Origin of the sequence: Flavobacterium sp. LAR06 (assembly GCF_041946075.1) — a bacterium.
GTDB lineage: Bacteria > Bacteroidota > Bacteroidia > Flavobacteriales > Flavobacteriaceae > Flavobacterium.
Map to the genome: position 1 here is coordinate 251,792 of NZ_JAUTYT010000001.1, position 24,575 is coordinate 276,366.

19 protein-coding genes are annotated in these 24,575 nt (G+C 32.7%); 12 read left to right on the forward strand and 7 right to left on the reverse strand.

What is annotated here, in order from left to right; all coding sequences use genetic code 11:
* Nucleotides 1–106 precede the first annotated feature (106 nt).
* On the forward strand, nucleotides 107–1,045 hold the full coding sequence (locus tag Q7C23_RS01100) for an L-threonine 3-dehydrogenase (protein ID WP_375030791.1): 939 nt from the start codon (nucleotides 107–109) through the stop codon (nucleotides 1,043–1,045).
* Nucleotides 1,046–1,235: 190 nt separating this feature from the next.
* Nucleotides 1,236–2,432 carry a DUF418 domain-containing protein gene (locus Q7C23_RS01105; RefSeq protein WP_375030792.1) on the forward strand — a complete coding sequence of 399 codons (1,197 nt, stop codon included), beginning with the start codon at nucleotides 1,236–1,238 and terminating at the stop codon, nucleotides 2,430–2,432.
* 83 nt (nucleotides 2,433–2,515) lie between these two features.
* Here the strand turns inward: Q7C23_RS01105 and Q7C23_RS01110 are convergent, their stop codons facing one another.
* Both Q7C23_RS01110 and Q7C23_RS01115 read right to left on the reverse strand, forming a co-directional pair.
* A complete protein-coding gene (locus Q7C23_RS01110) occupies nucleotides 2,516–4,396 on the reverse strand; it encodes a M1 family metallopeptidase (protein WP_375031156.1) in 1,881 nt (626 codons plus the stop codon).
* A 61-nt stretch (nucleotides 4,397–4,457) separates the two neighbouring features.
* Nucleotides 4,458–6,092: a S8 family peptidase gene (locus Q7C23_RS01115; RefSeq protein ID WP_375030793.1), complete on the reverse strand. Its 1,635-nt coding sequence runs from the start codon at nucleotides 6,090–6,092 to the stop codon at nucleotides 4,458–4,460.
* A 294-nt stretch (nucleotides 6,093–6,386) separates the two neighbouring features.
* Between Q7C23_RS01115 and Q7C23_RS01120 the strand changes: the two genes are divergently transcribed.
* The 3 genes from Q7C23_RS01120 (at nucleotide 6,387) to Q7C23_RS01130 (ending at nucleotide 12,775) form a co-directional block, all read left to right on the forward strand.
* Nucleotides 6,387–10,913, forward strand: a complete 4,527-nt coding sequence (locus Q7C23_RS01120; protein WP_375030794.1) for a T9SS type A sorting domain-containing protein — start codon at nucleotides 6,387–6,389, stop codon at nucleotides 10,911–10,913.
* Between the two features lie 2 nt (nucleotides 10,914–10,915).
* Complete coding sequence (locus Q7C23_RS01125; protein WP_375030795.1) at nucleotides 10,916–11,608, forward strand: hypothetical protein; 693 nt, start codon at nucleotides 10,916–10,918, stop codon at nucleotides 11,606–11,608.
* A 147-nt stretch (nucleotides 11,609–11,755) separates the two neighbouring features.
* Nucleotides 11,756–12,775, forward strand: a complete 1,020-nt coding sequence (locus tag Q7C23_RS01130) for a DUF481 domain-containing protein (RefSeq protein WP_375030796.1) — start codon at nucleotides 11,756–11,758, stop codon at nucleotides 12,773–12,775.
* Here the strand turns inward: Q7C23_RS01130 and Q7C23_RS01135 are convergent.
* Both Q7C23_RS01135 and Q7C23_RS01140 read right to left on the reverse strand, forming a co-directional pair.
* Nucleotides 12,772–13,629, reverse strand: coding sequence for an MBL fold metallo-hydrolase (locus tag Q7C23_RS01135; protein ID WP_375030797.1), 858 nt, complete (start codon nucleotides 13,627–13,629; stop codon nucleotides 12,772–12,774). The genes Q7C23_RS01130 and Q7C23_RS01135 overlap by 4 nt on opposite strands.
* 90 nt (nucleotides 13,630–13,719) lie before the next feature.
* Nucleotides 13,720–14,643 carry a hypothetical protein gene (locus Q7C23_RS01140; RefSeq protein ID WP_375030798.1) on the reverse strand — a complete coding sequence of 308 codons (924 nt, stop codon included), beginning with the start codon at nucleotides 14,641–14,643 and terminating at the stop codon, nucleotides 13,720–13,722.
* A 353-nt stretch (nucleotides 14,644–14,996) separates the two neighbouring features.
* Here Q7C23_RS01140 and Q7C23_RS01145 point away from each other — a divergent pair, with 353 nt between their 5' ends.
* The 5 genes from Q7C23_RS01145 to sufD all read left to right on the forward strand — a co-directional run bounded on the left by Q7C23_RS01145 (nucleotide 14,997) and on the right by sufD (nucleotide 19,495).
* Nucleotides 14,997–15,326, forward strand: coding sequence for a HesB/IscA family protein (locus Q7C23_RS01145; RefSeq protein ID WP_375030799.1), 330 nt, complete (start codon nucleotides 14,997–14,999; stop codon nucleotides 15,324–15,326).
* A gap of 81 nt (nucleotides 15,327–15,407) precedes the next feature.
* Complete coding sequence (gene sufB / locus Q7C23_RS01150; protein ID WP_375030800.1) at nucleotides 15,408–16,856, forward strand: Fe-S cluster assembly protein SufB; 1,449 nt, start codon at nucleotides 15,408–15,410, stop codon at nucleotides 16,854–16,856.
* 7 nt (nucleotides 16,857–16,863) lie between these two features.
* Nucleotides 16,864–17,352: a flavodoxin family protein gene (locus Q7C23_RS01155; RefSeq protein WP_072970166.1), complete on the forward strand. Its 489-nt coding sequence runs from the start codon at nucleotides 16,864–16,866 to the stop codon at nucleotides 17,350–17,352.
* Between the two features lie 13 nt (nucleotides 17,353–17,365).
* On the forward strand, nucleotides 17,366–18,112 hold the full coding sequence (gene sufC / locus Q7C23_RS01160; RefSeq protein WP_375030801.1) for a Fe-S cluster assembly ATPase SufC: 747 nt from the start codon (nucleotides 17,366–17,368) through the stop codon (nucleotides 18,110–18,112).
* Between the two features lie 66 nt (nucleotides 18,113–18,178).
* Complete coding sequence (sufD, locus tag Q7C23_RS01165) at nucleotides 18,179–19,495, forward strand: Fe-S cluster assembly protein SufD (RefSeq protein ID WP_375030802.1); 1,317 nt, start codon at nucleotides 18,179–18,181, stop codon at nucleotides 19,493–19,495.
* 76 nt (nucleotides 19,496–19,571) lie between these two features.
* Here sufD and Q7C23_RS01170 read toward each other — a convergent pair whose 3' ends face one another.
* From Q7C23_RS01170 to Q7C23_RS01180, 3 genes are all read right to left on the reverse strand, one after another.
* On the reverse strand, nucleotides 19,572–20,444 hold the full coding sequence (locus Q7C23_RS01170; RefSeq protein WP_375030803.1) for a DUF3037 domain-containing protein: 873 nt from the start codon (nucleotides 20,442–20,444) through the stop codon (nucleotides 19,572–19,574).
* Complete coding sequence (locus tag Q7C23_RS01175; protein ID WP_375030804.1) at nucleotides 20,441–21,229, reverse strand: HipA family kinase; 789 nt, start codon at nucleotides 21,227–21,229, stop codon at nucleotides 20,441–20,443. The genes Q7C23_RS01170 and Q7C23_RS01175 overlap by 4 nt, the downstream gene beginning before the upstream one ends.
* Nucleotides 21,230–21,349: 120 nt before the next feature.
* The gene (locus tag Q7C23_RS01180; RefSeq protein ID WP_375030805.1) at nucleotides 21,350–22,699 is read right to left on the reverse strand and encodes a serine hydrolase domain-containing protein; all 1,350 of its coding nucleotides are present in this window, start codon (nucleotides 22,697–22,699) and stop codon (nucleotides 21,350–21,352) included.
* Between the two features lie 221 nt (nucleotides 22,700–22,920).
* Here Q7C23_RS01180 and Q7C23_RS01185 point away from each other — a divergent pair, with 221 nt between their 5' ends.
* Together Q7C23_RS01185 and Q7C23_RS01190 are read left to right on the forward strand one after the other, a co-directional pair.
* Nucleotides 22,921–24,135, forward strand: a complete 1,215-nt coding sequence (locus tag Q7C23_RS01185) for an aminotransferase class V-fold PLP-dependent enzyme (protein ID WP_375030806.1) — start codon at nucleotides 22,921–22,923, stop codon at nucleotides 24,133–24,135.
* Between the two features lie 12 nt (nucleotides 24,136–24,147).
* The gene (locus Q7C23_RS01190; protein WP_375030807.1) at nucleotides 24,148–24,573 is read left to right on the forward strand and encodes a hypothetical protein; all 426 of its coding nucleotides are present in this window, start codon (nucleotides 24,148–24,150) and stop codon (nucleotides 24,571–24,573) included.
* Nucleotides 24,574–24,575 lie beyond the last annotated feature (2 nt).

Sequence of the window (24,575 nt, forward strand, 5' to 3'; positions counted from 1 at the left end):
TCCAACAAACAAACTTTTTCATTATTGAATCTATAATTTATGATTCTAAAAAGCTTGCGTAATTGCGAAAACGTTATATTTGCTTAACTAAAAAAACTACAAAAAAATGAATCCAAAAATCTTGATTATTGGCGCTTGCGGTCAAATTGGGACAGAATTAACCCAGAAATTACGTAAGTTATACGGAACAGAAAATGTAATTGCTTCTGATATCCGAAAATTAAATACTGATGTTGTTAATTCAGGACCTTTTGAAGTGGTCAATGCTTTAGATTTTAACCAAATTGAGCATCTTGTAGAAGTACATCAAATTACTGATATTTATTTGATGGCGGCACTTTTATCGGCTACAGCCGAAAAAAATCCTGCATTTGCCTGGGATTTGAATATGAACTCCTTATTTCACGTTTTAAATTTGGCGAAAGCAAAAAAAATAAAAAAGATCTTCTGGCCATCGAGTATTGCTGTTTTTGGACCAACAACTCCAAAAGAAAACACTCCACAATATACTGTTATGGAGCCTTCAACAGTTTACGGAATTAGTAAACAAGCAGGTGAAAGATGGTGCGAATACTACCATAATATTTATGGAGTTGATGTTCGAAGCATCCGTTATCCAGGCTTAATTAGCTGGTCGACGCCTCCGGGTGGTGGAACTACAGATTATGCCGTTGATATTTTTTATAAGGCTATAGCCGATAAAAAATACGAATGCTTTTTATCATCTGAAACCAAAATGCCAATGATGTATATGGATGATGCCATTGATGCCACCATCAGCATTATGAAAGCGCCAGCAGAAAAAATCAAAATACATTCATCCTATAATTTAGCTGCAATGAGCTTTACGCCAACGGAAATTGCTGCTGAAATCAAAAAACATATTCCGGAATTTGAGATTACTTACAATCCAGATTTCCGTCAAAAAATTGCAGACAGCTGGCCGGCAAGTATCGATGATGCTGAGGCTAGAAAAGATTGGGACTGGAAACATACTTTTGATCTTGAAACCATGACTAAAGATATGCTGGAGCATTTGAGTTAAGCTAAAATTCTAAATAATTTAAAGCGTGCTAATCTGAAAGAAATTCTTTTTGATTAACACGCTTTTCTTTTACGAATATATTTTTAGACAAAAGGTATTGGTTACATAATTTTCATACTTTTGGTTGCGTTAGAATAATTTCAAATTTTATCTAAAATCATCAATCAATCACAAACAAAATGTTAATCAAATGACAAATTCTTATCATCCTGTCGAGCAAAGCAAACGAACTGCTATTGTCGACATTCTTCGCGGCTGGGCCATTTTAGGTGTTGCCATTGGCAATTATTCTGATTTTTTACACATAGGTGTAGAGCACAAAATCAACAATAGTATCATATCAGATATACTATTTTATTTCAACCGTTATTTTTTCGCAGCAAAATCCTGGACTTTACTAACGCTTTTATTTGGCTATGGTTTCGCCATTTTAATTAATAATGTAGCGGCTAAAGGAAAAAATCCTGTTACTTTTTTTGCCTGGCGAATGATTTTACTTTTCCTTTTGGCTTTTATAAATTCTTCCTTTTGGCTGGGCGACATTCTAAAAGACTATGCCTTTCTAGGACTTGTGATGCTGTTATTTTACAAGAGTTCAGCAAAAACATTAAGCATTATTTGTGCCGTTCTTGTTGTTACGACTCCTTTTATTATGGCATTTGTGAATGGCTTTACCGTCGAACATCCTGAAATTACCACAAATCCGGAATATTTAAAATTATACCATTCCGGAAACTGGCTGGACTTTTTTAAATTCAATTTACTGGCTTCTTTTTACGAACAAATCATTATTCCGGGCTATGCTATTACGGCACATATTGTAATGTTTGCTTGTATGCTTTTTGGATTTCTGCTTCAAAAATTAGATTTCTTTAACCATTTAAACGAACAGAAAAAGTTACTAGAAAAGACGCTTTGGATTAGTTTAGGTACGGCCATTTTTATTGGTGTTGGTTTCAATTTAATGATTTTATATAAGCTGGCTCCTCTTAAAATATTTCATCCATTGTACTGGTTAGTTTTAAGTACGATGATTTTTATTGCAACGGGAATCTGCTTACTCTACATCAATGGAAAACTAAAAACAGTTTTCAGTTATTTTAGTGCCGGAGGGAAAATGACGCTTACGAATTATATTACTCAAAATATTCTGGCTGCTTTTATTTTCTCGGGAATTGGTTTAGGAATAGCCGATACAATGCCATACTGGTTTTACTTTTCATTGGCTGTTTTTGTTTTTATCATCCAATTATTCATCAGTAAATGGTGGCTCTCAAAATACAATTACGGTCCTGTCGAATGGCTGTGGAGATCTGCCAGTTACCTAAAGTTATTTCCTTTTAAGAAAACGCAACCGCAGGCAGTTACTGAAATAAAAACAGTATAACATCAATTTTAGATAAAATTTGAAAAAAGAAAAAGCCCTTAAAATAATTTTTAAGGGCTTTTTTTATAAAATAGATTTTTGATTTATTTCACTTCAAAAACATTGTTTGCAGCTTTTATATCAGCCATTAACCCGCTTGGATCAACCGTGATCTTTTTGATTGCAGTTTTGTTTTTATCGATTGTAAAACTGTAGTTGGATTGCGCCCACGCCCAATCCTCCAAAACAGTTCTTTTTACATTTGGATTTGGATTTGGTTTAATGAAATTCATCATTCTTAACGGAATGTAGAAACTTTCAGTAGTCCCATCTGTATACTCAATAGTTAAATCGATTGGCATTGGCATTCTTCCAATTCTTTCTAGTGTTACAGTTGTTTTTCCTGCGTTATCTGCTACGTCTTTGATTCCATAATCAATTGTATTTGCTGTTTCAGCCCAGTCAATTAAATACCAATCCAATTCAGCTCCGGAAACTCTTTCAGCAGATCTTTTGATATCATTTGGCGTAGGATGTTTGAATTTGAAATCATTATAATATCTTTTTAAAGTTGCATCTAAATTCTCTTGTCCAATTACATAACTCAATTGTGATAAAAAGATACATCCTTTTACATAAGATGAAATACTATAAGGTCTGTTTTCGTCGTAACGATCACCATGAGTGGTTTGTGGTTGTTCTTTTCCAGAATTTACTAACTGATAATAAGCTCCATAAGCTCCTTTAAACGGATTTACTTCTTTTTTATCTCCTTTTAATTCATTCAAAGCACTGTCTTCGATGTAAGTTGTAAAACCCTCGTCCATCCATGGGTGCTTTGATTCATTTGAAGCCAAAATATGCTGGAACCAAGAGTGTCCTAGTTCATGCGTTGCTGTACCTAAAATTCCTTCCAATTTTCCGCTTCCTAACATCAAAGTACACATTGCGTACTCCATTCCACCATCTCCACCCTGAATAAATGAATATTGTTTGTATGGATATGGTCCAACTTTATGGTTGTAATAATCCATTACTTTTACCATCAAAGGCTCTAACTGTTTCCAATTTTCAGTTGTTTTTGGATCATTTTTGTAGAAGAAGTGTAAATCAACATCGTTTGGTCCTTTTACAATATCGTGTGTATAGGCTTTATCAGCAGCCCAAGTAAAATCATGAACATTTGGTGCGATAAAATGCCATGTTAATGTTTTTGCTTTTTTTGGATAAACAACTGTTACACCAGCGTCCTGATACCCGTGACCAATTTGGTTTTTATCTTGTAAATATCCAGAACCTCCAATTGTATAGTCTTTATCAATTGTAATTTTTACATCAAAATTCCCCCAAACACCGTGAAACTCTCTTGCGATGTAAGGATCTGCGTGCCATCCTTCGAAATCAAATTCGGCTAATTTTGGATACCATTGTGACATTGAAAGGGCAACTCCTTCAGTATTATTTCGTCCAGAACGACGAATTTGAACTGGCACTTGTCCATCAAAATCTAAGGTAAAAGTCGTTTTAGAGTTTGGCAAAATTGGCTTAGCCAAAGTCACTTCAAGAATAGTTCCCGAAGTCCTGGTTTGAGCTGTTGCACCGTCTTGTTTGAAATTTGTAATTTTTAAAAATCCAATTTCATTTGGTTTCAGCGTTTCTATTCTACTTTGTTTTACCTCTTTTCCATCGGCACCTTTTACTTTAGTTACCATTCTTCCATCCGGATCTTTTATAGAATGCAGACGTGCATCCATTTCACTTCCTGGCTGAAAGGCATTTGGATATAAATGATAAAATACCTTTCTTAGAGTATCAGGAGAATTATTGGTATAAACCAATTCTTGTTTCCCTTTGTACAGATAGTTTTTGACATCCATAGATACCTCCATTTTGTAATCGACATGTTGTTGCCAATAGGGAGTATTTTGTGCAAATGCAGAGTTTAAACCAAAACTCAGAAAGGATAATAGTATAATTTTTCGCATCATTATTTTAATAAAAATGGAAGAGTTGCCACTCTTCCATCGTGATTAGTATTTTATATTTTTATTTCTTCGCCATTTTTTCAGCCATTAACAGCGCATTATAAGCGTTTACCATTTTAGCTGTTTTTGATGATTCAACTGATGAAACTGCTACTGGCGCTGCATCTGGATTAGGATTTTCGCCCAAAACTACTTTTGCAGGAAGTGCAACTCCGGAGTCCATCAAAATTTGTTTTACCTGAGAAGCTTTCAATTTTGGATAATAAGAACGAATTAAGGCCGCAACTCCCGCAGCATTTGGTGATGCCATTGATGTTCCTTGCAAATACTTGTATTTATTATTTGGAACCGTTGCATAAATTTCTTCACCAGGAGCAAAAACGTCTACGTTAATTTTTCCGAAGTTTGAAAATGGAGCAATTACAGTTTCTCCATATGCTTTATTAATCGCACCAATTGTAATCACGTTATCTGTAAACTCTTTTACGTTGTCTTCAGAATCATTTGGATAATTAATGTTTTTTGTCTCATCAATATTGTATCCGTCATTTCCGGCCGCATGTACAATTAAGACATCTTTTTTCTTGGCGTATTTTAATGCATCATAAACCCATTGTTTGTGCGGAGAAAAACTTTTTCCGAAACTTCCGTTAATCACTTTTGCCCCATTATCTACTGCATAACGAATTGCCAATGCGATATCTTTATCGTATTCATCTCCATCAGGCACCGCTCTTACCGTCAAAATTTCAACGTTATTAATAATTCCGTCTCCACCTAAATTATTACCACGAACTTGCGCAATAATTCCGGCTACGTGCGTTCCGTGAAGTGCTTCTTCTTTATCCGGGCCAAAAACAACATTATTTCCGTAATGATTGTCTTTAATATCTTCCGGATTATCGCCTACGATTTTTCTTCCGTCAAATTCTTTATTTAAATTATAATCTAATTCATCGTAAACTTGTTTTCTATAGTCTTCCAATTCTGCTTCCGGATCAAAAGTTGGGCCTGCATTTGTAAAAATTTGAGTCATAATATCTTTACTTTGCAAAACTTTTTGGTTAGTAGAAGTGATCGTACTTAAATCTTCCAGTTTGTAAGTCGTTTTATTTAATTCCTTTTTTATAGTATTGTGAACGTCTAACAAAAAGTCTACTTGTTTTTTATCTTTTAAAGCTTTCTCATATCGCTCCGTATATTGCGCCAAAGCATTTTTATATTGTGCAGAACCATCATCTCCCTTTTTAACAACACGTGTCATTTCAAGATTTTCATGAACTGCATTACCAAGGAAATTCCATCCGTGAACATCATCAATAAATCCATTTTTATCATCATCGATTCCGTTTCCTGGGATTTCTTTAGTATTGGTCCAGATCATTCCTTTCAAATCTTCGTGTTCTATATCAACACCTGAATCAACAATACCAACGATTACTTTTACACCTGTTTTTCCTTGTAGTAATTCGGCATAAGCCTTATCAACACTCATTCCCGCAATGGTATCTTTTGCCAGATCAAGATGACTCCATCTCTTTAATTCATTTTCGGTAACCGGAGCTTTTTTTACAATAGCCAAAGGAGCGCTAATCGCTGCTTTAGGAGTTGAAACTTGTGCTTGTAGGGTTACACTACAACCTGCTAAAACAAGTAATGCAAAAGCAGATAAGCTATTTGGTTTTATATGACTCATATGTAATTATGATAAAAGTTAAAATATGGGCCTAAATTATGATTTTTTGTTACATAATACTAACGATTAACACTGTGTTATGATTTTTTAGTTATGATTTAAGAAATACAAACTAAGCATAAAACTCTTTACTACAAAGAATTAAGTCATTTCTTACGAAATATCAATAGTTTTTTTTCTTTATCACTTCCTCAAAATTAAATAATTAATAAAAAACAGCTCCTTTACGTCTTCCCGTAAGGAAAGTTAACACAAAATTCGTACACTTGCGCGACCGAATCATAAACCTTATCTATGAAAACAAAACTACTTTCTTTTTTATTGCTGCTTTCTTTAACTACAATGGCCCAGACTAATTTGGTGCCAAATGGTAATTTTGAAAACTGGACTTCATCATCACAGCCAGACAATTGGTATGGTTTTTTTAGTGGTTATATTTCACAAAGTACAACTGCCCAAAACGGATCATCGAGTACAAATATGATGATTGCCACTGGTACATTTACTTACATTAATAGTGAATATTTTGCTGTTGAGGCAAATAAAACCTATCGTGTAACTTTATATCACAAAGCTGTCTTAGGAACATTTTCCTCACTTGACTTGAGTGTTTATCATAAACCTGGTACTTTTAAAGAAGAAATTGCTAAAAAATCAGATGTTACTTTTTCAACATCAGAGTGGAGAAAAATTGAATTCGAATATACATCAACCGTATCTGAAAATATAGAAATTGATGTTACAGCAAACGGAGCTCTAAACTCTGAAATTTTAGTTGACAATGTTTCTGTTGTAGATATTGCAGAAGTACCTGAGCAATATACAAGTATTCCGGATGCAGAGTTTGAAAGCTATCTGGGTTATCTGGGTTATGACAAAGACGGTATTAACGGAAAAGTGCTTACAAGCGCGATTTCGACAGTAAAATCATTTGATCTTTCATACTATCAATGGAACATTAATGATTTAACCGGAATTGAAGGCTTTACTGCACTTGAAAACTTGACTTTTAGAGGGAATACAGGTAGTCTTACATCTTTAAATGTTTCCAAAAATTTAATGCTTAAAAAACTAGATTGTAGTTTAAACACATTGACAACTCTGGACGTTTCTAATAATCTGGAGCTAGAAAGCTTAATTTGCAGAAGTAATAAACTTACTACTTTAGATGTTTCTAAAAATTTAAAACTTAAAACATTAAACTTTGATGGTAACCAAATAACTTCTATTTCTATAGCAGACAATAAGGAATTGGTTGAATTTAATTGTTATAATAACAAAATAACTAGCCTAGATGTCTCCGACAACGTATTATTAACAGATTTAAATTTCGGAATTAATCAACTAACTTCAATAGACATTTCTAATAACGTTTTATTAAAAAATTTAATCTGTAATAATAATAAATTAACAGAATTAAATCTTTCTAAAAACAACAAACTAGAAATAGTAAGAACTGCCAATAATAGTTTAGTTACGCTGGATTTGAGCCAACAGCCAAACTTAAAAACACTTGAGTGTTATGGAAATAAAATAAACAATTTAAACATATCTAAGAATACTTTATTGACCGGTCTGGCATGTTATAACAATGAGTTGACACAACTGGACGTTTCTAACAACAAAGAACTTCTAACAATAGACTGTCTTTCTAACAGATTAAAAAACTTAGACGTTACTCAAAACACAAAATTAGTTATACTGACTGCACATTTTAATGATTTAACTAAAATAGACGTATCTAATAACGTATTACTTAACCGACTATCTCTAGAGTACAATGAATTAGCCGATATAGATTTATCCCATAATTTAAAATTAGAATCATTTGATGGGAGTAATAACCCTTTAAAAAATCTTGACCTATCTAAAAATGCAGCTTTAATTTATTTGTATTTGGAAGGAACTAAAATCGAAAGTTTAGATTTGTCATTTAATACAAAATTAACTTATGCAAAACTTGCCTCTAACAAGTTATTATATGATCTTAACTTAAAAAACGGGAACAATAGTGCATTAGATATTAACTTACTAAACGATCTAAGTTTAGCTTGTGTTTTAGTAGACAATAAAGTCAATGCAGACACAAAATGGAGCGATAAGAAAGAAATCTGGACAAAATTTTCTGAAGATTGCAGGCCTTACACTGTTATCCCCGATTCCAATTTTGAAGATAAATTAATCGCTTTAAAAATTGATATTGATGGTAAAAATGGTCAGGTTTTAACTTCGAGCATTGCCACAATAAAAACACTAGATGTTTCAAATAGTACTATTGCTGATCTAACAGGAATTCAGGATTTTGCAAGTCTGCAAACTTTAAACTGTAAAGACAATCAATTATTATTTTTAGATCTTTCTAAAAATAGTGCCTTAACTTCTGTAAATACTTCGAACAATAAACTAGTAAGTTTAGATTTAAAAAATGGTAAAAATACTTTACTAAACAAAAACACTTCTTTATTTACAAACAACACAAATTTAAAATGTATTCAGGTAGATAATGAAGATTATTCGAATACAAACTGGTCAGGTTTAAAAGATGCTACTGCAAATTATAATACAATTTGTAATGCTTTTGTAGCAATTCCCGACTCCAATTTTGAAAATAAATTAATTGATTTAGGAATTGATGTTGATGGCAAAAACGGAAAAGTATTAACCTCAAGCATTGCTACAGTAACAACTTTAGATATATCTTCAAGTTCGATCTCAAACTTAACCGGAATCGAAGGATTTGTTGCATTAAAACAATTGGATTTTTCTTCAAATAATTTAAAAGCTGTTGATTTGACTAAAAATGTTGCACTAACGTCATTGAATGCTACGTCAAATCAGTTACTAAACTTAGATCTTTCAAAAAATACGGCATTAGTGCAGGTAGACTGTTCAACAAATAACTTATTTAGTTTGAATTTGAAAAATGGAAATAATCTAAATTTCACTGGCGGTAACTTTAAAAACAACCCTAAACTAACTTGTATTCAGGTTGATGACAAAGATTTTTCAGACACGAACTGGCCAAATTTAAAAGAAACAACCATTTCTTATGCTTTAGTTTGTGACGATAATAGTTTTACATTAATTCCGGATGCTATTTTTGAAAGCAAATTAATTCAACTTGGAATAGACAAAGATGGTGCTAATGGGGGTGTTTTGACATCAAGTATTTCTTCTTTAAAAGAAGTAAATCTTTATTTACCTCAAGGCTCAAATGAATCTACCATTCAGGATTTAACAGGAATACAAGATTTTAAAGCTTTAGAAAAACTATATGTTTCGAACAATCAATTAACCGAACTCGATCTTTCTGGCAATGTTGCTTTAACAGAATTAAGTTGTGGTTATAATCGTTTAAGTAAGATTAATTTATCTAAAAACATTTTACTAACGAAAATAGACTGTTCAAACAATTATTTTACACAAATAGATTTTTCTAAAAATACAGAGCTTTTAACTGTTAATTGCCAGGAAAATAAATTGACATCATTAGATTTTTCTAAAAATCCAAAATTTAATTATTTATATGCTCATACCAACAAACTAACCAGCTTAAATTTAAAAGCAAATCCAAATTTAAACTACTTAAATTGCGCTAATAGCTTGCTTGAAAATTTAGATCTGTCAAACAATAAATCTATAATGTATCTTTTTTGCGAAGGCAATCAATTTAAAACTTTAGACGTTTCAAACCAAACCTCATTATCACAATTTGGTTGTGACAACAATTTACTAACTTCAATTAATGTGTCTAAAAACACCTATATGTCTCACTTTTCATGTAGCGGAAATCAATTGACCGTTTTAGATCTGTCAAGTAATTCAAATTTATGGACATTATATTGTAAGGAAAACAAATTAACAACTCTAAATGTTTCAAAAAATAAAAAATTAGAATACATCAATTGCAGTTCAAACAATCTAGTAAGTCTAAACATTAAGAATGGAAATAATGTTAATTTCGAAGGATTAGACAATGATTATTCTATAGACTTTAGAAACAATCCTAATTTAACTTGCATCCAGGTTGATGATATCACTTTTGCTAACGAAAAAATGGCCAGTAAAAAAGATGCCACGGCCACTTATAATACCAATTGTGGATCTACTCTTGTATTACCTAACGATAATTTTACTGTAGAGACAAAGGGAGAATCATGTTTAGGGGAAAACAATGGAGAAATTAATATAACAGCACAAGCAACCTATGTTTATGAGGCCATTATTAGTGGAAAAACATATCCTTTCACTAACAACAGTTTAAAAGTTGCAAGCTTAGCTCCGGGAAATTATACTATTTCAGTTACTATTCCTGATGAAAACTTTGAGCAAAACTTCAATTTTACAATTGTAAAAGCTGCCACTACTACTGGAAAGTCTAGCATAACTTCTAAAAAAGTAGATATCGAAATTACTGAAGGCACAGCGCCATTTACAGTTTCTATTGACGGAACAGAACAGTTTCAAACTAGCAACTCTAATTTCTCAATAGAACTTAAAGAAGGTGGATTAATTGAAGTAGCAACAGCAAAAGCCTGTGAAGGAATTTATTCTAAGAAGGTTCAAACGGCAGAGATTTTAGGAACAATTCTTTCTGCACACCCAAATCCAACTACTGGATTTTTTGAAATCGAAGTTCCAACTAATAAAAATGAAGTTGTAATAGAACTTTACAATTTTGGCGGGCAATTAATTTCGAGCAAAAATTATGTTATCGAAAACGGAACAGCAAAATTAACTCTTGAAAATCAGCCTTCAGGGATTTATGCAGCCAAAATCTATTTAGAAAAGCCAGAATATATTAAAATCATAAAAAAATAAAGATGAAGAATTTTATATACCTCTCAATTATTGGACTTTCACTAATTTCATGTGGCGGAGGAGAAGATTCACCGCCTGTTGAAGAAGTAAATGTTGCTCCTAGCACACCAACTTTAACACTTCCGGTTGACAATAAATTATGTGTAGACAATACTGTTGCTTTTCAATGGAATGTATCTACAGATGCAAACAAGGATATTATTACCTACAAAATTGAGGTGGCAAAAGACAATGTTTTCTCTCAAATTGTAAAAACAGCTGAAATTAAAACCAACAGTACTTCTGTAGCTTTAGAAAAAAATACTGCTTATTATTGGAGAATAAAAGCAACAGACAGCAAAGGTTTGGCAAGCGCTTATTCAGCGACTTTTAAACTTTATACTACCGGAGAGGCTGTGGTTAATCATTTGCCTTTTTCGCCTGAATTAGTTGCGCCTGTATTAAATATAGCTTTAGACGGAACAACCACTTTATTAAAATGGAGTGCTTCTGATGTTGACACTTCTGACGCTCTTACGTATGATGTTTATTTTGGAACATCCAATCCGCCAACTGAAAAAGTAAGTGAAAATGCGGCTGCAATTTCTACCACTGTCACAATAGAACCTGCTAAACAATATTACTGGAAAGTAGTGGTAAAAGACAACAAAGGAGGAGAAACTGTTGGTCAGGTTTGGAAATTTAAAACAAACTAGTATTCTTTAAAATAACACTATACTCTAATCTAAAATCTCATTTTCAGTGCTACTGAAAATGGGATTTTTTTTTGAATCTGTTTTACATTGCATTTTTATTCCTAACTTTAATTTTACAGCTGATAACCAATACAATAAATTCGGTTTATGAATAAAATTATCTTCTTGTTTTTTATCCAATTCTTCTCTTCAATCTATGCGCAAAAGTCAGATACTTTGGTCCTGAAAAACAATGATGTTATAATAGGCGAAATAAAATCAATGAATAAAGGAATATTGCAGATAGAAACGGATTACAGCAAAGATGATTTTAAACTGGAATGGAAACATGTGAAAAACATTTCTTCAACAAGGACTCATATCATAACCTTGTCCTCAGGTGCTTTGCTAAACGGAACTATTTCAAAAAGCAAAACTCCTAATAAATGTGAAATTAAAGATATCGAAACCCAAAATAGAACCGAAGTTAGTCTAACCGATATTGTATATATAAAACCCGTTAATGATAGTTTCTGGGACCGACTCGATGCCAGTTTTGATGTGGGAATAAAATTGACAAAAGCCGAAAACTTACAGCAATTAACAATAAACGCAAACCTGGGTTACACAGCAAAAAGATGGTTTGCCACCGGAACCTATAAACAAATTCAATCGGTTCAGGATAATAGCGATCCTATACGGAGGATTGATACTGATTTAAGTTATGTACACCTTCTGGCAAAAGATTATTTTATTCCGTTATCCATAACCACTTTATCTAACACAGAACAAGATATTGCCCTACGTATTATTTCAAAAGCTGGTTACGGAAAATACATCCTGCATGACAATAAAAAATACTGGGGAGTTGCCTCCGGATTGTCCTTCAATCATGAGCGTTATACAGGTGTAAGCGATGCCAATAAAAGTTTGGAACTTTTTCTAGGAACCGATTTTAATCTCTATGATCTTGGTGATTTCAGCATTCAATCAAAGGTAACCGTTTTTCCAAGTCTAACAGAAAATAAAAGGGTGCGTACTGATTTTAATCTGGATACCAAATACGATCTACCTCTCGATTTCTTTATTAAACTTTCGTTTGTTTATAATTATGATAACAAGCCAAAAAACGATGCTCCTAAAGACGATTATGTGTTCCAGACAACGTTTGGATGGAAATTAGATTAAAAAATATCTTCGCAGGTTAATACCTCTTTTAATCGAACTCCTTTTTCAGTATGTTCGACTGTTATGATTTGGTTATGAGCATCGTGCTCCAGAAATAAATAATAATTCTGATCTGCTGCTGCATTCAATAGTTTTGCTTTTTCAGGCATGGTCAATAAAGGTCTTGTATCATAACCCATTACATAAGGTAGCGGAATATGTCCTGCTGTAGCCAATAAATCAGCACAAAAAACAATTGTTTTATCCTTATATTGAATATGAGGAATCATTTGCTTTTCAGTATGACCGTCAACGTAGTAAATTCCAAAATTCATTTCTTCAGAAAAACCAAAATCAGCCTCAGGTCGTTTTATAAAATTAAGTTGCCCGCTTTCCTGCATTGGTAAAATATTCTCTGATAGAAAAGAAGCTTTTTCTCTAGGGTTTGGTTTGGTTGCCCATTCCCAATGATTTTCATTCGTCCAATATTTCGCATTTTTAAATGCCGGTTCATATCCGGTTTTATCAGCGTTCCATTGTACACTTCCTCCGCAATGGTCAAAGTGCAAATGCGTCATAAAAACATCGGTAATATCATCTCGGTGAAAACCGTATTTTGCCAATGATTTATCAATCGAATGTGATCCCCAAAGGGAATAATAACCAAAAAATTTCTCTGATTGTTTGTCGCCCATTCCGGTATCAATCAAAATCAGGCGATTTTGATCTTCAATAAGCAAACAGCGCGCTGCAATATCAATTAAATTGTTTGCGTCTGCGGGATTGGTTTTGTTCCAGATTGTTTTAGGAACAACACCAAACATAGCACCGCCATCTAATTTAAAATTTCCGGATTCTATTGGGTAAAGTTTCATGAGAGTAAATTTCTGATAGAACAAATCTAGGAAATCCAATTTCCTTATACTAGAAATTTCTACTTAAAACTTCCCTCAAAAAAACAGGGCTTATTCCAGCGTAATAGAAGTACTTCCAAAAATTTCCTGTTTGTCGAAGAAGTTGACAAAATAAGTTCCTTTTGGAAAATGACCATCATCAGAATTCAAAACCCCATAAACATTGGCAGGTTTTCCCTGAAAATCTACAGCTACAATAAAACTATAAACCAAAGCTTTGTCGTTTCCGAATTCGATTAATTTATCTTCCCCCAAAACCTTGTTCTTTTGATCCAGAACCTGAATGTAAAAAATTCTTTTTCCGGTTTTTGCAATCGAATTTCCATTGATGGTAAAACTCACTTTAAGTTTTTGAGCATTCTTAGCTTTATCAGTTTCCAGTTCTACTCCAGACTTTTTCTCCCGAAGTGCAACTACCTTAAAATTATTCATTGCTAATTTTGAGGCGTCTTTTAAGGTCGATTCTAACTTTTTTTGTTTAGAAATTAAAGTGTCATTTTCAGCCTTTTGTTGGTACATTACCACATTCTGATCCTCAATTTCAGACAATAGATTTTTATTCTGGGATTTTAATTTTTTAACTTCTAAAACACTTGAATTTAATGACTGTCGTAAGTCAGCGAATTGTTTACGATAAAGTATAATTTGATCTGTTGAAGGATTTTTTGATGCCTGTATTATTTCCATCAAATTTTGGATATTCTTTCTTTCTAATTCTAATTGTTGCGACAAAGCTGTTTTTTCTAAAATAGCGACATCGTACGCCAATTTTAAAATATTTAAAGAATCTAATATGTCCTTTTGTGCAAGTTCTTGTTCGCTAAATTTGCTAATGTCCTGTTTTTCCTTCTTTATAATTAAAGATGATTCAGGATTAGATTCATTGCTAAAAATATAAAATGTAGCACCTAATCCAAAAACAAATAATACTGCAAAAAGTGCTTTTATCCACCCATTTTTGTAATGTTTTTTCATAATTACCCATAATTTTGTGCAAAAATACCACAATTCGATTAGTTAAAACAAGTATAAATACGGTATTTTTAACTTATATCCCAAATTATTATCAAATTAAAAAACTTTCAATTGAAATTCTAAAAAAAGTGAATTTTGTTTATCGTAAAACAGATTTTTCTAAAACAAAATAACTTCTATCTATTTTAACATTTGTTATAATAATGTGAACCGTTATGGAAAAAGGTTTTTAAGTCGTATCTTTGCAGACAATTTCATTTGAACATTGAAACACAGCACTTTAAAAATGTAATAATTTCATTACTATTTTAATTGCAGATTAAAAATGAAAGAAAAAACAAATACCATATACAATGATAAAAGTTTCAGATACAGCCAAAAAGAAAATCATCGATTTGATGAGTGATGATGGTTTTGATGCCGCACATGACTACGTACGTGTAGGTGTGAAAAGTGGCGGATGCTCTGGTTTGTCATACGATTTAAAATTTGACAAAACCAAAGGCGAAGACGATAAAATATTTGTAGACAACGACATAACAATTGCAGTGGAGAAAAAATCATTTCTATATTTAGCAGGAACAACTTTAGAATTTTCTGGAGGGCTAAACGGAAAAGGATTTGTATTCAATAATCCAAATGCAAGCAGAACTTGTGGTTGTGGAGAATCATTCTCACTATAAATTAATAAAGAATAACAAGACTAATAAAGAGTAATTCTTTGAAATTTTTGAAAATTACCTCTTTAAATCTTTACATCAAAAATGAGCAAATACACAGAAGACGATTTAAAAATCGAACTCGAAACTAAAGAATACGAATACGGGTTTTACACCGATATCGAATCGGAAACGTTCCCTATTGGCTTAAACGAAGATATCGTAAGAGCTATTTCTCTTAAAAAAGAAGAGCCAGAATGGATGACCGAATGGCGCATCGAGGCTTTTCGTGCCTGGAAAGAAATGATTGAGCCGGAATGGGCAAATGTTCATTATCAAAAACCAGATTTCCAAGCCATTTCTTATTATTCAGCTCCAAAACAAGTTGATCCAAACAAAACTTTGGATGATGTAGATCCGGAACTTTTAGAAATGTACAAAAAGTTAGGAATCTCTGTTGACGAACAAAAAATGATGAACAATGTCGCTATGGATATTGTGGTCGATTCTGTTTCTGTTGCAACTACTTTCAAAAAAACACTAGGAGAAAAAGGAATTATTTTCTGCCCGATTTCTGAAGCTATCAAAGAACATCCTGAATTGGTAAAAAAATACCTGGGAACTGTTGTACCTCAAAAAGACAACTTCTACGCAGCATTAAACTCAGCAGTTTTCTCTGACGGAAGTTTCTGTTATATTCCAAAAGGCGTTCGTTGCCCAATGGAACTTTCAACATATTTCAGAATCAATCAGGCAGGAACAGGACAATTCGAAAGAACCCTTGTTATTGCCGATGAAGGAAGTTACGTATCCTACCTTGAAGGCTGTACTGCTCCAAGTCGTGACGAAAATCAATTGCACGCTGCGGTGGTTGAATTAATCGCTTTGGATGATGCAGAAATTAAATATTCTACCGTTCAAAACTGGTTCCCAGGAAACAAAGAAGGAAAAGGTGGGGTTTACAACTTCGTAACCAAAAGAGGTTTATGCGAAACAAACGCTAAAATTTCATGGACACAAGTTGAAACAGGTTCTGCTGTAACCTGGAAATATCCTTCTTGTGTATTAAAAGGAGATAATTCGGTAGGAGAATTTTATTCTATTGCCGTTACCAATAATTACCAACAGGCAGATACCGGAACTAAAATGATCCATTTAGGTAAAAACACTAAATCGACTATTATTTCTAAAGGTATTTCGGCTGGTAAATCACAAAACAGTTACCGTGGATTAGTGCAAATTAGCCCAAGAGCTGAGAATGCAAGAAACTTTTCACAATGTGATTCTCTTTTAATGGGTAACAATTGTGGAGCGCATACTTTCCCTTACATCGAAAGTAAAAATCCATCGGCTAAAATCGAGCACGAAGCAACTACAAGTAAAATTGGAGAAGATCAGGTATTTTATTGTAACCAAAGAGGTATTCCGACTGAAAAAGCGATTGCCTTAATAGTAAACGGTTTCAGTAAAGATGTATTGAACAAGTTACCAATGGAATTTGCTGTTGAAGCTCAAAAATTATTAGAGATTTCTTTAGAAGGATCTGTTGGATAATTGAAAGATGGAAAGCAAAAAAGTCATCATTTTAGGTTCAGCCAGAAAAAACGGAAACACAACAAAAATTGTCGATGAAATTGCAAAAGAATCGGGAATTGATGTGATTGACTTAAGTGATTATAATATTTCTCATTATGATTACGAAAGCAAAAACAGAGAAGATGATTTTCTGCCTTTAATAAGAAGAATACTCGAAGAGTACGACACTTTAATTTTTGCAACGCCTATATATTGGTATAATATGAGCGGAATTATGAAGGTTTTCTTTGATCGTTTTTCGGATTTAATCCGAATTGAAAAAGAAACCGGACGAAAGCTTAGAGGGAAGAAAATTGGTGTGATATCAAATTCACACGACAACGAAATTGAAGAGAGTTTTTACATTCCGTTCAAAAAAACAGCCGATTATTTAGGCATGGAATATTTAGGACACGCGCATTTTAATGCCAATATCCTAAACCAAACAACAAAAATAGAATTGACATTTATATAAAAATAAAAAAACAATGTTATCAATAAAAAACCTTCACGCCGGAATTGGTGATAAAGAAATCCTTAAAGGAATTAATATAGAAGTTAAAGCTGGCGAAGTACACGCTATCATGGGACCAAACGGTTCCGGGAAAAGTACACTTTCGGCTGTTATTGCCGGAAACGAAAACTACGAAGTGACTGACGGAGAAGTTTTCCTTGACGGAGAAGATCTTGCTGATCTTGCTCCTGAAGAAAGAGCACACAAAGGAGTTTTCCTTTCGTTTCAATATCCTGTAGAAATTCCTGGAGTAAGTGTAACGAACTTCATGAAAACTGCCATCAACGAAACTCGTAAAGCAAACGGTCAGGAAGAAATGTCGGCTAACGAAATGCTAAAAGTAATTCGTGAGAAATCGGAATTATTAGAAATCGATCGTAAATTTTTATCTCGCTCTTTAAACGAAGGTTTTTCAGGAGGAGAGAAAAAAAGAAACGAGATTTTTCAAATGGCAATGTTAGAACCAAAATTAGCAATCCTTGACGAAACCGATTCTGGTCTTGACATCGATGCTTTAAGAATTGTGGCTAACGGAGTTAACAAATTGAAAAGCGAGAAAAACGCAATTATCGTGATCACACACTACCAACGTTTGCTAGATTATATCGTGCCAGATTTCGTTCACGTTTTGTACAACGGAAGAATCGTGAAATCAGGCGGAAAAGAATTGGCTTACGAATTGGAAGAAAAAGGATACGACTGGATTAAAGCAGAAAACTAGTTTACAGTTACAGTTTACAGTTTGCAAAAACTCATAACTCATAACTTATAACTTACAACTACGAAAATGGATTTAAAAGAAAAATTAGTATCGTCTTTTATGGCTTTTGAAGAGCGTGTTGATGTACATTCAGATTTGCATGACATTCGCACAAATGCCTTAAAAAACTTCGAAAATAAAGGTTTCCCAACCAAAAAAGAAGAAGCTTGGAAATATACATCGTTAAACGCCATCTTAAAAAATGACTTTACGGTTTTTCCAAAAGAAGAAAATGCAATCGAATTTAATCAGGTAAAAAAATACTTTTTACATGAAATTGATACTTATAAATTAGTATTTATTGATGGCGTTTTTAGTTCTCATTTGTCTTCTACTACGCATGACGGAATCGATGTTTGTTTGATGTCTTCGGCATTGACCAAACCAAAATATAAAATGATTATTGATACCTACTTCAACAAGGTAGCAAGCAAAGACGAAAGTTTAACTTCGTTGAATACTGCTTTTGCAAGTGAAGGCGCTTTTATCAATATTCCACAAAAGAAAGTGGCTGACAAACCTATTGAAATCATGTATTTCTCAACAGGAAATGAATCTGCTTTATTGGTTCAGCCAAGAAATTTGATTATTGTGGGTGAAAATTCACATGTTCAAATTATCGAGCGTCACCAAAGTTTGAATGAAAATCCGGTTTTAACTAATTCGGTTACAGAGATTTTCGCGCAAAAACGTGCCATTGTAGATCACTACAAAATTCAAAATGACAATCTTGAAGCGAATTTAATTGACAACACTTACGTTTCGCAACAACAAGAAAGTCATGTTTATGTACATACGTTCTCGTTTGGAGGAAATCTGACTCGTAACAATTTGAACTTTTATCATTTTGGAGAAAGATTGACAAGTACACTAAACGGAATTACCATTATTGGAGAAAAACAACACGTTGATCATTATACTTTGGTAAACCACGCAACGCCAAATTGCGAGAGTTTCCAGGATTATAAAGGAATTTTCTCTGATCGCTCAACTGGAGTTTTCAACGGAAAAGTTTTGGTAGAAAAAGAAGCTCAAAAAACAAACGCTTTTCAAAAAAGCAACAATATTTTATTGAGTGACAAAGCAACTATCAACGCAAAACCACAATTAGAAATTTTTGCTGATGACGTAAAATGTTCTCACGGTTGTACTGTTGGACAATTAGATGAAACAGCAATGTTCTACATGCAATCTCGTGGTATTCCTAAAAAAGAAGCAAAAGCTTTATTGATGTACGCATTCTCAAATGCCGTTATCGAAAGCATCAAAATACCAGAATTAAAACAACGTATTACTAAAATCATTGCCATGAAATTGGGCGTGAATTTAGGATTTGATTTGTAGAAAATTCAATAAATAAAAACCCCGATCAAATTTGATCGGGGTTTTTATTTACTGAATTATTTCTTCTAATAAACTTCTATAAGTCTTTAGTAATTTCATATGACGTTTTAGTTGCATATTCAACAATTTCATCTTCTTCAATTAGTTTCGAAAATTTAATTTTTTCCAAAAGCTTAACTGCATGATCATATTCTTTAAATAATGATTTTGAACTTGGTTTTCCTAATATAAGATCAAACCTCAAATTTTGATTTTTTGCATTTTCCTCTAAATCTATAAATTGTCCCAGATTTTTATACGCTTTCTCCGCAATACTTTTAGGTTCTTTTAGATCAAAACTTATTGGCTTTACAAGATTTAAACTTCCATTCTGCCAGGCATAATCAAAAGTAAAAACACTACCTGTTTCATTTTTTAATTGATAATCGATATAAAATTTTTTCTCATTTCGATTAATTCTTTCAAAATCTAAACCTTTTAAATTAGAAAAATACTTTTGTAATAATTTAGGCTCTTTAGGTTGATTACTAAAATGTTTGATGTCATCTATTAAAAATTTCTTTATGAGAACTTCTTCTATAAATTCATTGTGAAAATCATATTGCAAATTATGTTTGCATTCTGAGAATTGAAGAGAACTTGAATCTATTGCCAACAAATTTTTAGAAATAAAATTTCTTAAATCATTTACTTCTAATGAATGAAAAATATCATTCTCAATATGAGAAAATCTTTTAATTTGGAGTTCTATCCGTTTTAAATATTCTTTAATAGTTTTTTCAGGCACATTATCATAAATATATTTTATTCTGCTTAAATTTTTAGAGTAAGTAAACGAAAATTTCGAATTATTACTAAAAAACACAAGAATACCAATATTTATGCTTTCCTCGAGAAAAACATTATGTTTATATTTAAGTATGCAGTATTTATAGAAATCATTTTTCATTTTATTATCCCTATTAAATGGTTGCTAATGAATGTACTATTATTTTTTATCCAATTAAGATACGCAAATATTTTATCTTTTTCACCATATTTCACATCAAAACGGTCTAATTCATCAAAGATAAAATTAAATCTATTAACATTTACTGCTTTTAACAATTCAAAAAACTCAGCAAATAGATTATTTTTATTTTTTAGTTCCTTCAGGTGTCTTGTCAAAATATGCCTTTGATACTGATAATTTCTTAGGTAATTAAAAAAATTAGGGTCTTCACTTGAATTATTTATAAACGGAATTGTTAATTCATGATCAATAAGCAAAATGTTAGAGTCATTAATTAACAAGTTAGGCTTATCTCGATATCCACCTCTATCAGTATTAATAATTATATTATCAAATGCAAACAGATTTTCAATATCATAATCTTTTATAAATGACAAAGATACTAAAGGATTAAAAATTAAATACTGTCCATGATATTTACCGCAAAATTTGTACCCATCATCAATTTTATCTAAAAAATCTTTATCATAAAAATCAACCAACAAAGAATGATCAATTTTAATTAAAGCATATTCTGGAGATTCTAAATTAAACTCTTTACATAATTCACTTATAAAAATTTCTTTTGCAACAGTATAATTTTGCTCGATGTAGTCTTTTTTAAAAACCTTCATTACATACTGTGATACAACCTTATCTTCGTCAATCGCTGTTATTAATAATGGTTTAGAACTTCCTCCTTCGAGAACCCCATCAATACTTATAATTTTCAACTCCTGCATTCTATTTATATTTTCAAATTTTGATATATTATTTTCTAATCCAGAAGTATAAAAAATAGCTTTTTAAAACGCTAATATATAAATTATTATAGCAATCTATACAATTAGAAAAATATCACTCTATTTCTTCACACTCTCAATTATCCCTTTCAGAAACACATTAAAATCAAATCCAGGTTCTTCTTCCTTCACTCCCATTCTCACAATTACCATATCTAAAGACGGAATAATCGCTACCATTTGTCCTTGGTAACCACTGCAATAAAACATATCGCGCGGCACATCCGGGAATTTTCCTCCGGCGTTTAACCAAAACTGTGCTCCATATTTTCCTTCAGAAGTATTTGTTGGGGTTGCAGTATATTTTACCCAGCTTTCCTCTAAGATTTGTTCTCCGTTCCAATTTCCTTTATGAAGGTATAATAATCCAAATTTTGACCAGTCTCTTGGCGTTGCCCATCCGTAAGAGGAGCCCACAAAAGTTCCTGACATATCTTGTTCGACTATCATCGAATTCATTCCGATTTTGTCAATTACGGCGCTGTACCAAAAATCAAGATATTCTTGTTGTGTTTTGAATTGGCTTCTTAAAATTCGGGATAATAAATTGGTTGTTCCGGACGAGTAATTCCAATGCGTGTTGGGTTTAAACTGTGCTGGTTTATCCATTTGCACTTTCCCCATATCTTCTGCCTGAAAAAGCATTTTGGTTGCATCGCAAATCCTACTGTAATTCTCTTCCCATTCTAAACCAGAATTCATATGAAGCAAATCATTAATCGTGATAATCTTACGATCATCATTTTGCCATTGGGCAATTGGAGCTGGTTTATAAATATCAATTTTTCCTTGTTTGGCCAAAACACCAAAAGCAGAACTTGTGATACTTTTTGTCATCGACCAGCCTAAAATTTTGCTATCTTTATTAAAGCCAGTATCGTATTCTTCGGCTATCAATTTATCTTTATACAAAACCACAACGGCACGGGTTCTCTTTTTCTTTCCTCCATTTTTATCAAATGAATTATCAACAGCACCTTTCAATTTTGCATAATCAACATTTGAAAACGTAGTATCTTTTGGTTCATTATTCCCATAAGGAAAAGGAAGATTGTTGACTAATTTTGTTCTTTTTGGAAGCAAATACGGTTTCGAAACATCAAAATCTTCATTGATCAAAGTTGCTCCTAAACCTTCGCGATAAATAGCTTTTCTTTCTTTTAAACCATAAACCGAAGCCGTTGCAAACTTACCTGCTTCATCTATAGAATTTTTAGCCAAATCAATCATATCGATATCATTGTCCGTTTTCTGGATCAGGTCTAACGGTCGATTATCCATAAAATGGCCAGAAGCGACACTTTTGGCCGAGAAACCGGAAATCAGATCAAGTTTGGGATAAGTTGTAAATCCGAAATACAAAAATGCCAGAACTAAAACAAGAAGAAGCGCTTTGAGAAATTTTTTCATAATGATGTCAGCTATTTTTAATGCAATATAATTAATTTATGATCACGATATTATGATCGAATTTAGATTTCCATTTCATATAATTTAGAAAATCAAATCTAATTTTACAGATTCAACATTTAAGCCTGCAATTGATGGCACTATAAAAGGAAATTATCGAATTGCCGTAGAAACAAATTTAGTTTTAGTACTTTTGTAGATAGAATTTTTCTAAATAAGACATGCTAGATATCCAAAAAATAAGAGCTGAATTTCCGATACTTTCACAAAAAGTAAACGGAAAACCATTGGTATATTTCGACAACGGTGCAACTTCACAAAAACCGCAAATTGTGATAGATGCTGAAGTGAAATACTATCAGGAAATAAACGCCAATATTCATAGAGGTGTTCACACATTAAGTCAATTAGCTACTGATGCTTACGAGGTTTCTCGTGGCAAAGTGCAACAACATATTAATGCAAAATTTGCTCACGAAGTACTTTTTACTTCAGGAACAACACACGGAATCAATTTAGTAACTAACGGTTTTGCTGCGGTTCTAAAGCCTGGCGACGAAGTAATTGTTTCTTCTTTAGAGCACCACAGTAATATTGTGCCCTGGCAAATGTTATGCGAAAAAACGGGAGCAACTTTAAAAGTGATTCCGATGAACGAAGACGGCGAATTGATTATGGAAGCTTTTGATGCTTTGTTATCAGAAAAAACCAAAGTCGTTACCGTAAATCATATTTCGAACGCATTGGGAATCATCAATCCTATTAAATATATTATTGATAAGGCACATGCTGTTGGAGCGGCCGTTATGATTGATGGCGCACAAGCGGTTCCGCATTTAAAACCGAACGTTCAGGAATTAGATTGCGATTTTTATGCTTTTTCAGGTCATAAAATGTGTGGCCCAACCGGAACCGGAATTCTATACGGAAAAGAAGAGTGGTTAAACAAGCTTCCTCCTTACCAGGGTGGTGGCGAGATGATCAAAGAGGTTACTTTCGAGAAAACGACTTATGCTGATCTTCCTCATAAATTCGAAGCCGGAACTCCAAATATTGCTGGCGGAATTGTTTTAGGAACTGCAATTGATTATTTAAACAATATTGGTTTTGAGAATATTCAACAATACGAAAACGAATTATTAGACCATGCTACAAAACGCTTATTAGAAATTGAAGGCCTGAAAATTTACGGAACCGGAAAAAATAAAGCTTCTGTGGTTTCGTTTAATATTGATGGAATCCATCCTTATGATGTTGGTTCAATTATCGATAAATTAGGAATTGCTGTTCGTACTGGTCACCATTGCGCACAACCCATCATGAATTTCTTCTGTATTCCGGGAACTATTCGTGCTTCTTTCTCTTTTTACAATACTAAAGAAGAAATTGATGCGATGGTTGAAGCGGTAAAAAAAGCAAAAACCATGTTAAGCTAAAAAACACATTTTATGAGAATACTATCTTTATTACTCCTGACAATTTTCTTCGGAACAGGCTGTTCAAGCCAAAAACTTGCTGATATGACAACAACACAAATGGAATATTCTGCGGTTTCGAGAGGAGTCTACAAAAAGATCGTTGTGCAGAATAAAACAGTTTCGATTACCAATGGCAGAGATACACAACCGATAGAAAAGAAAATCACCGATACAAAATGGAAACAGATTGTAACAGAGTTTTCAAAAATTAAATTAGAAAGCATTCCAACCTTAAAAGCACCAACTGAAAAACGATTTTATGATGGCGCCGCAATTGGAAATTTAAAAATAACTCAAAATCAAAAGACCTACGAAACTACAGGTTTTGACAATGGTTTTCCTCCACAGGAAATAGAAAAATTGGTAAATTTGCTAGTTGATTTTGCTAAAGAATAATT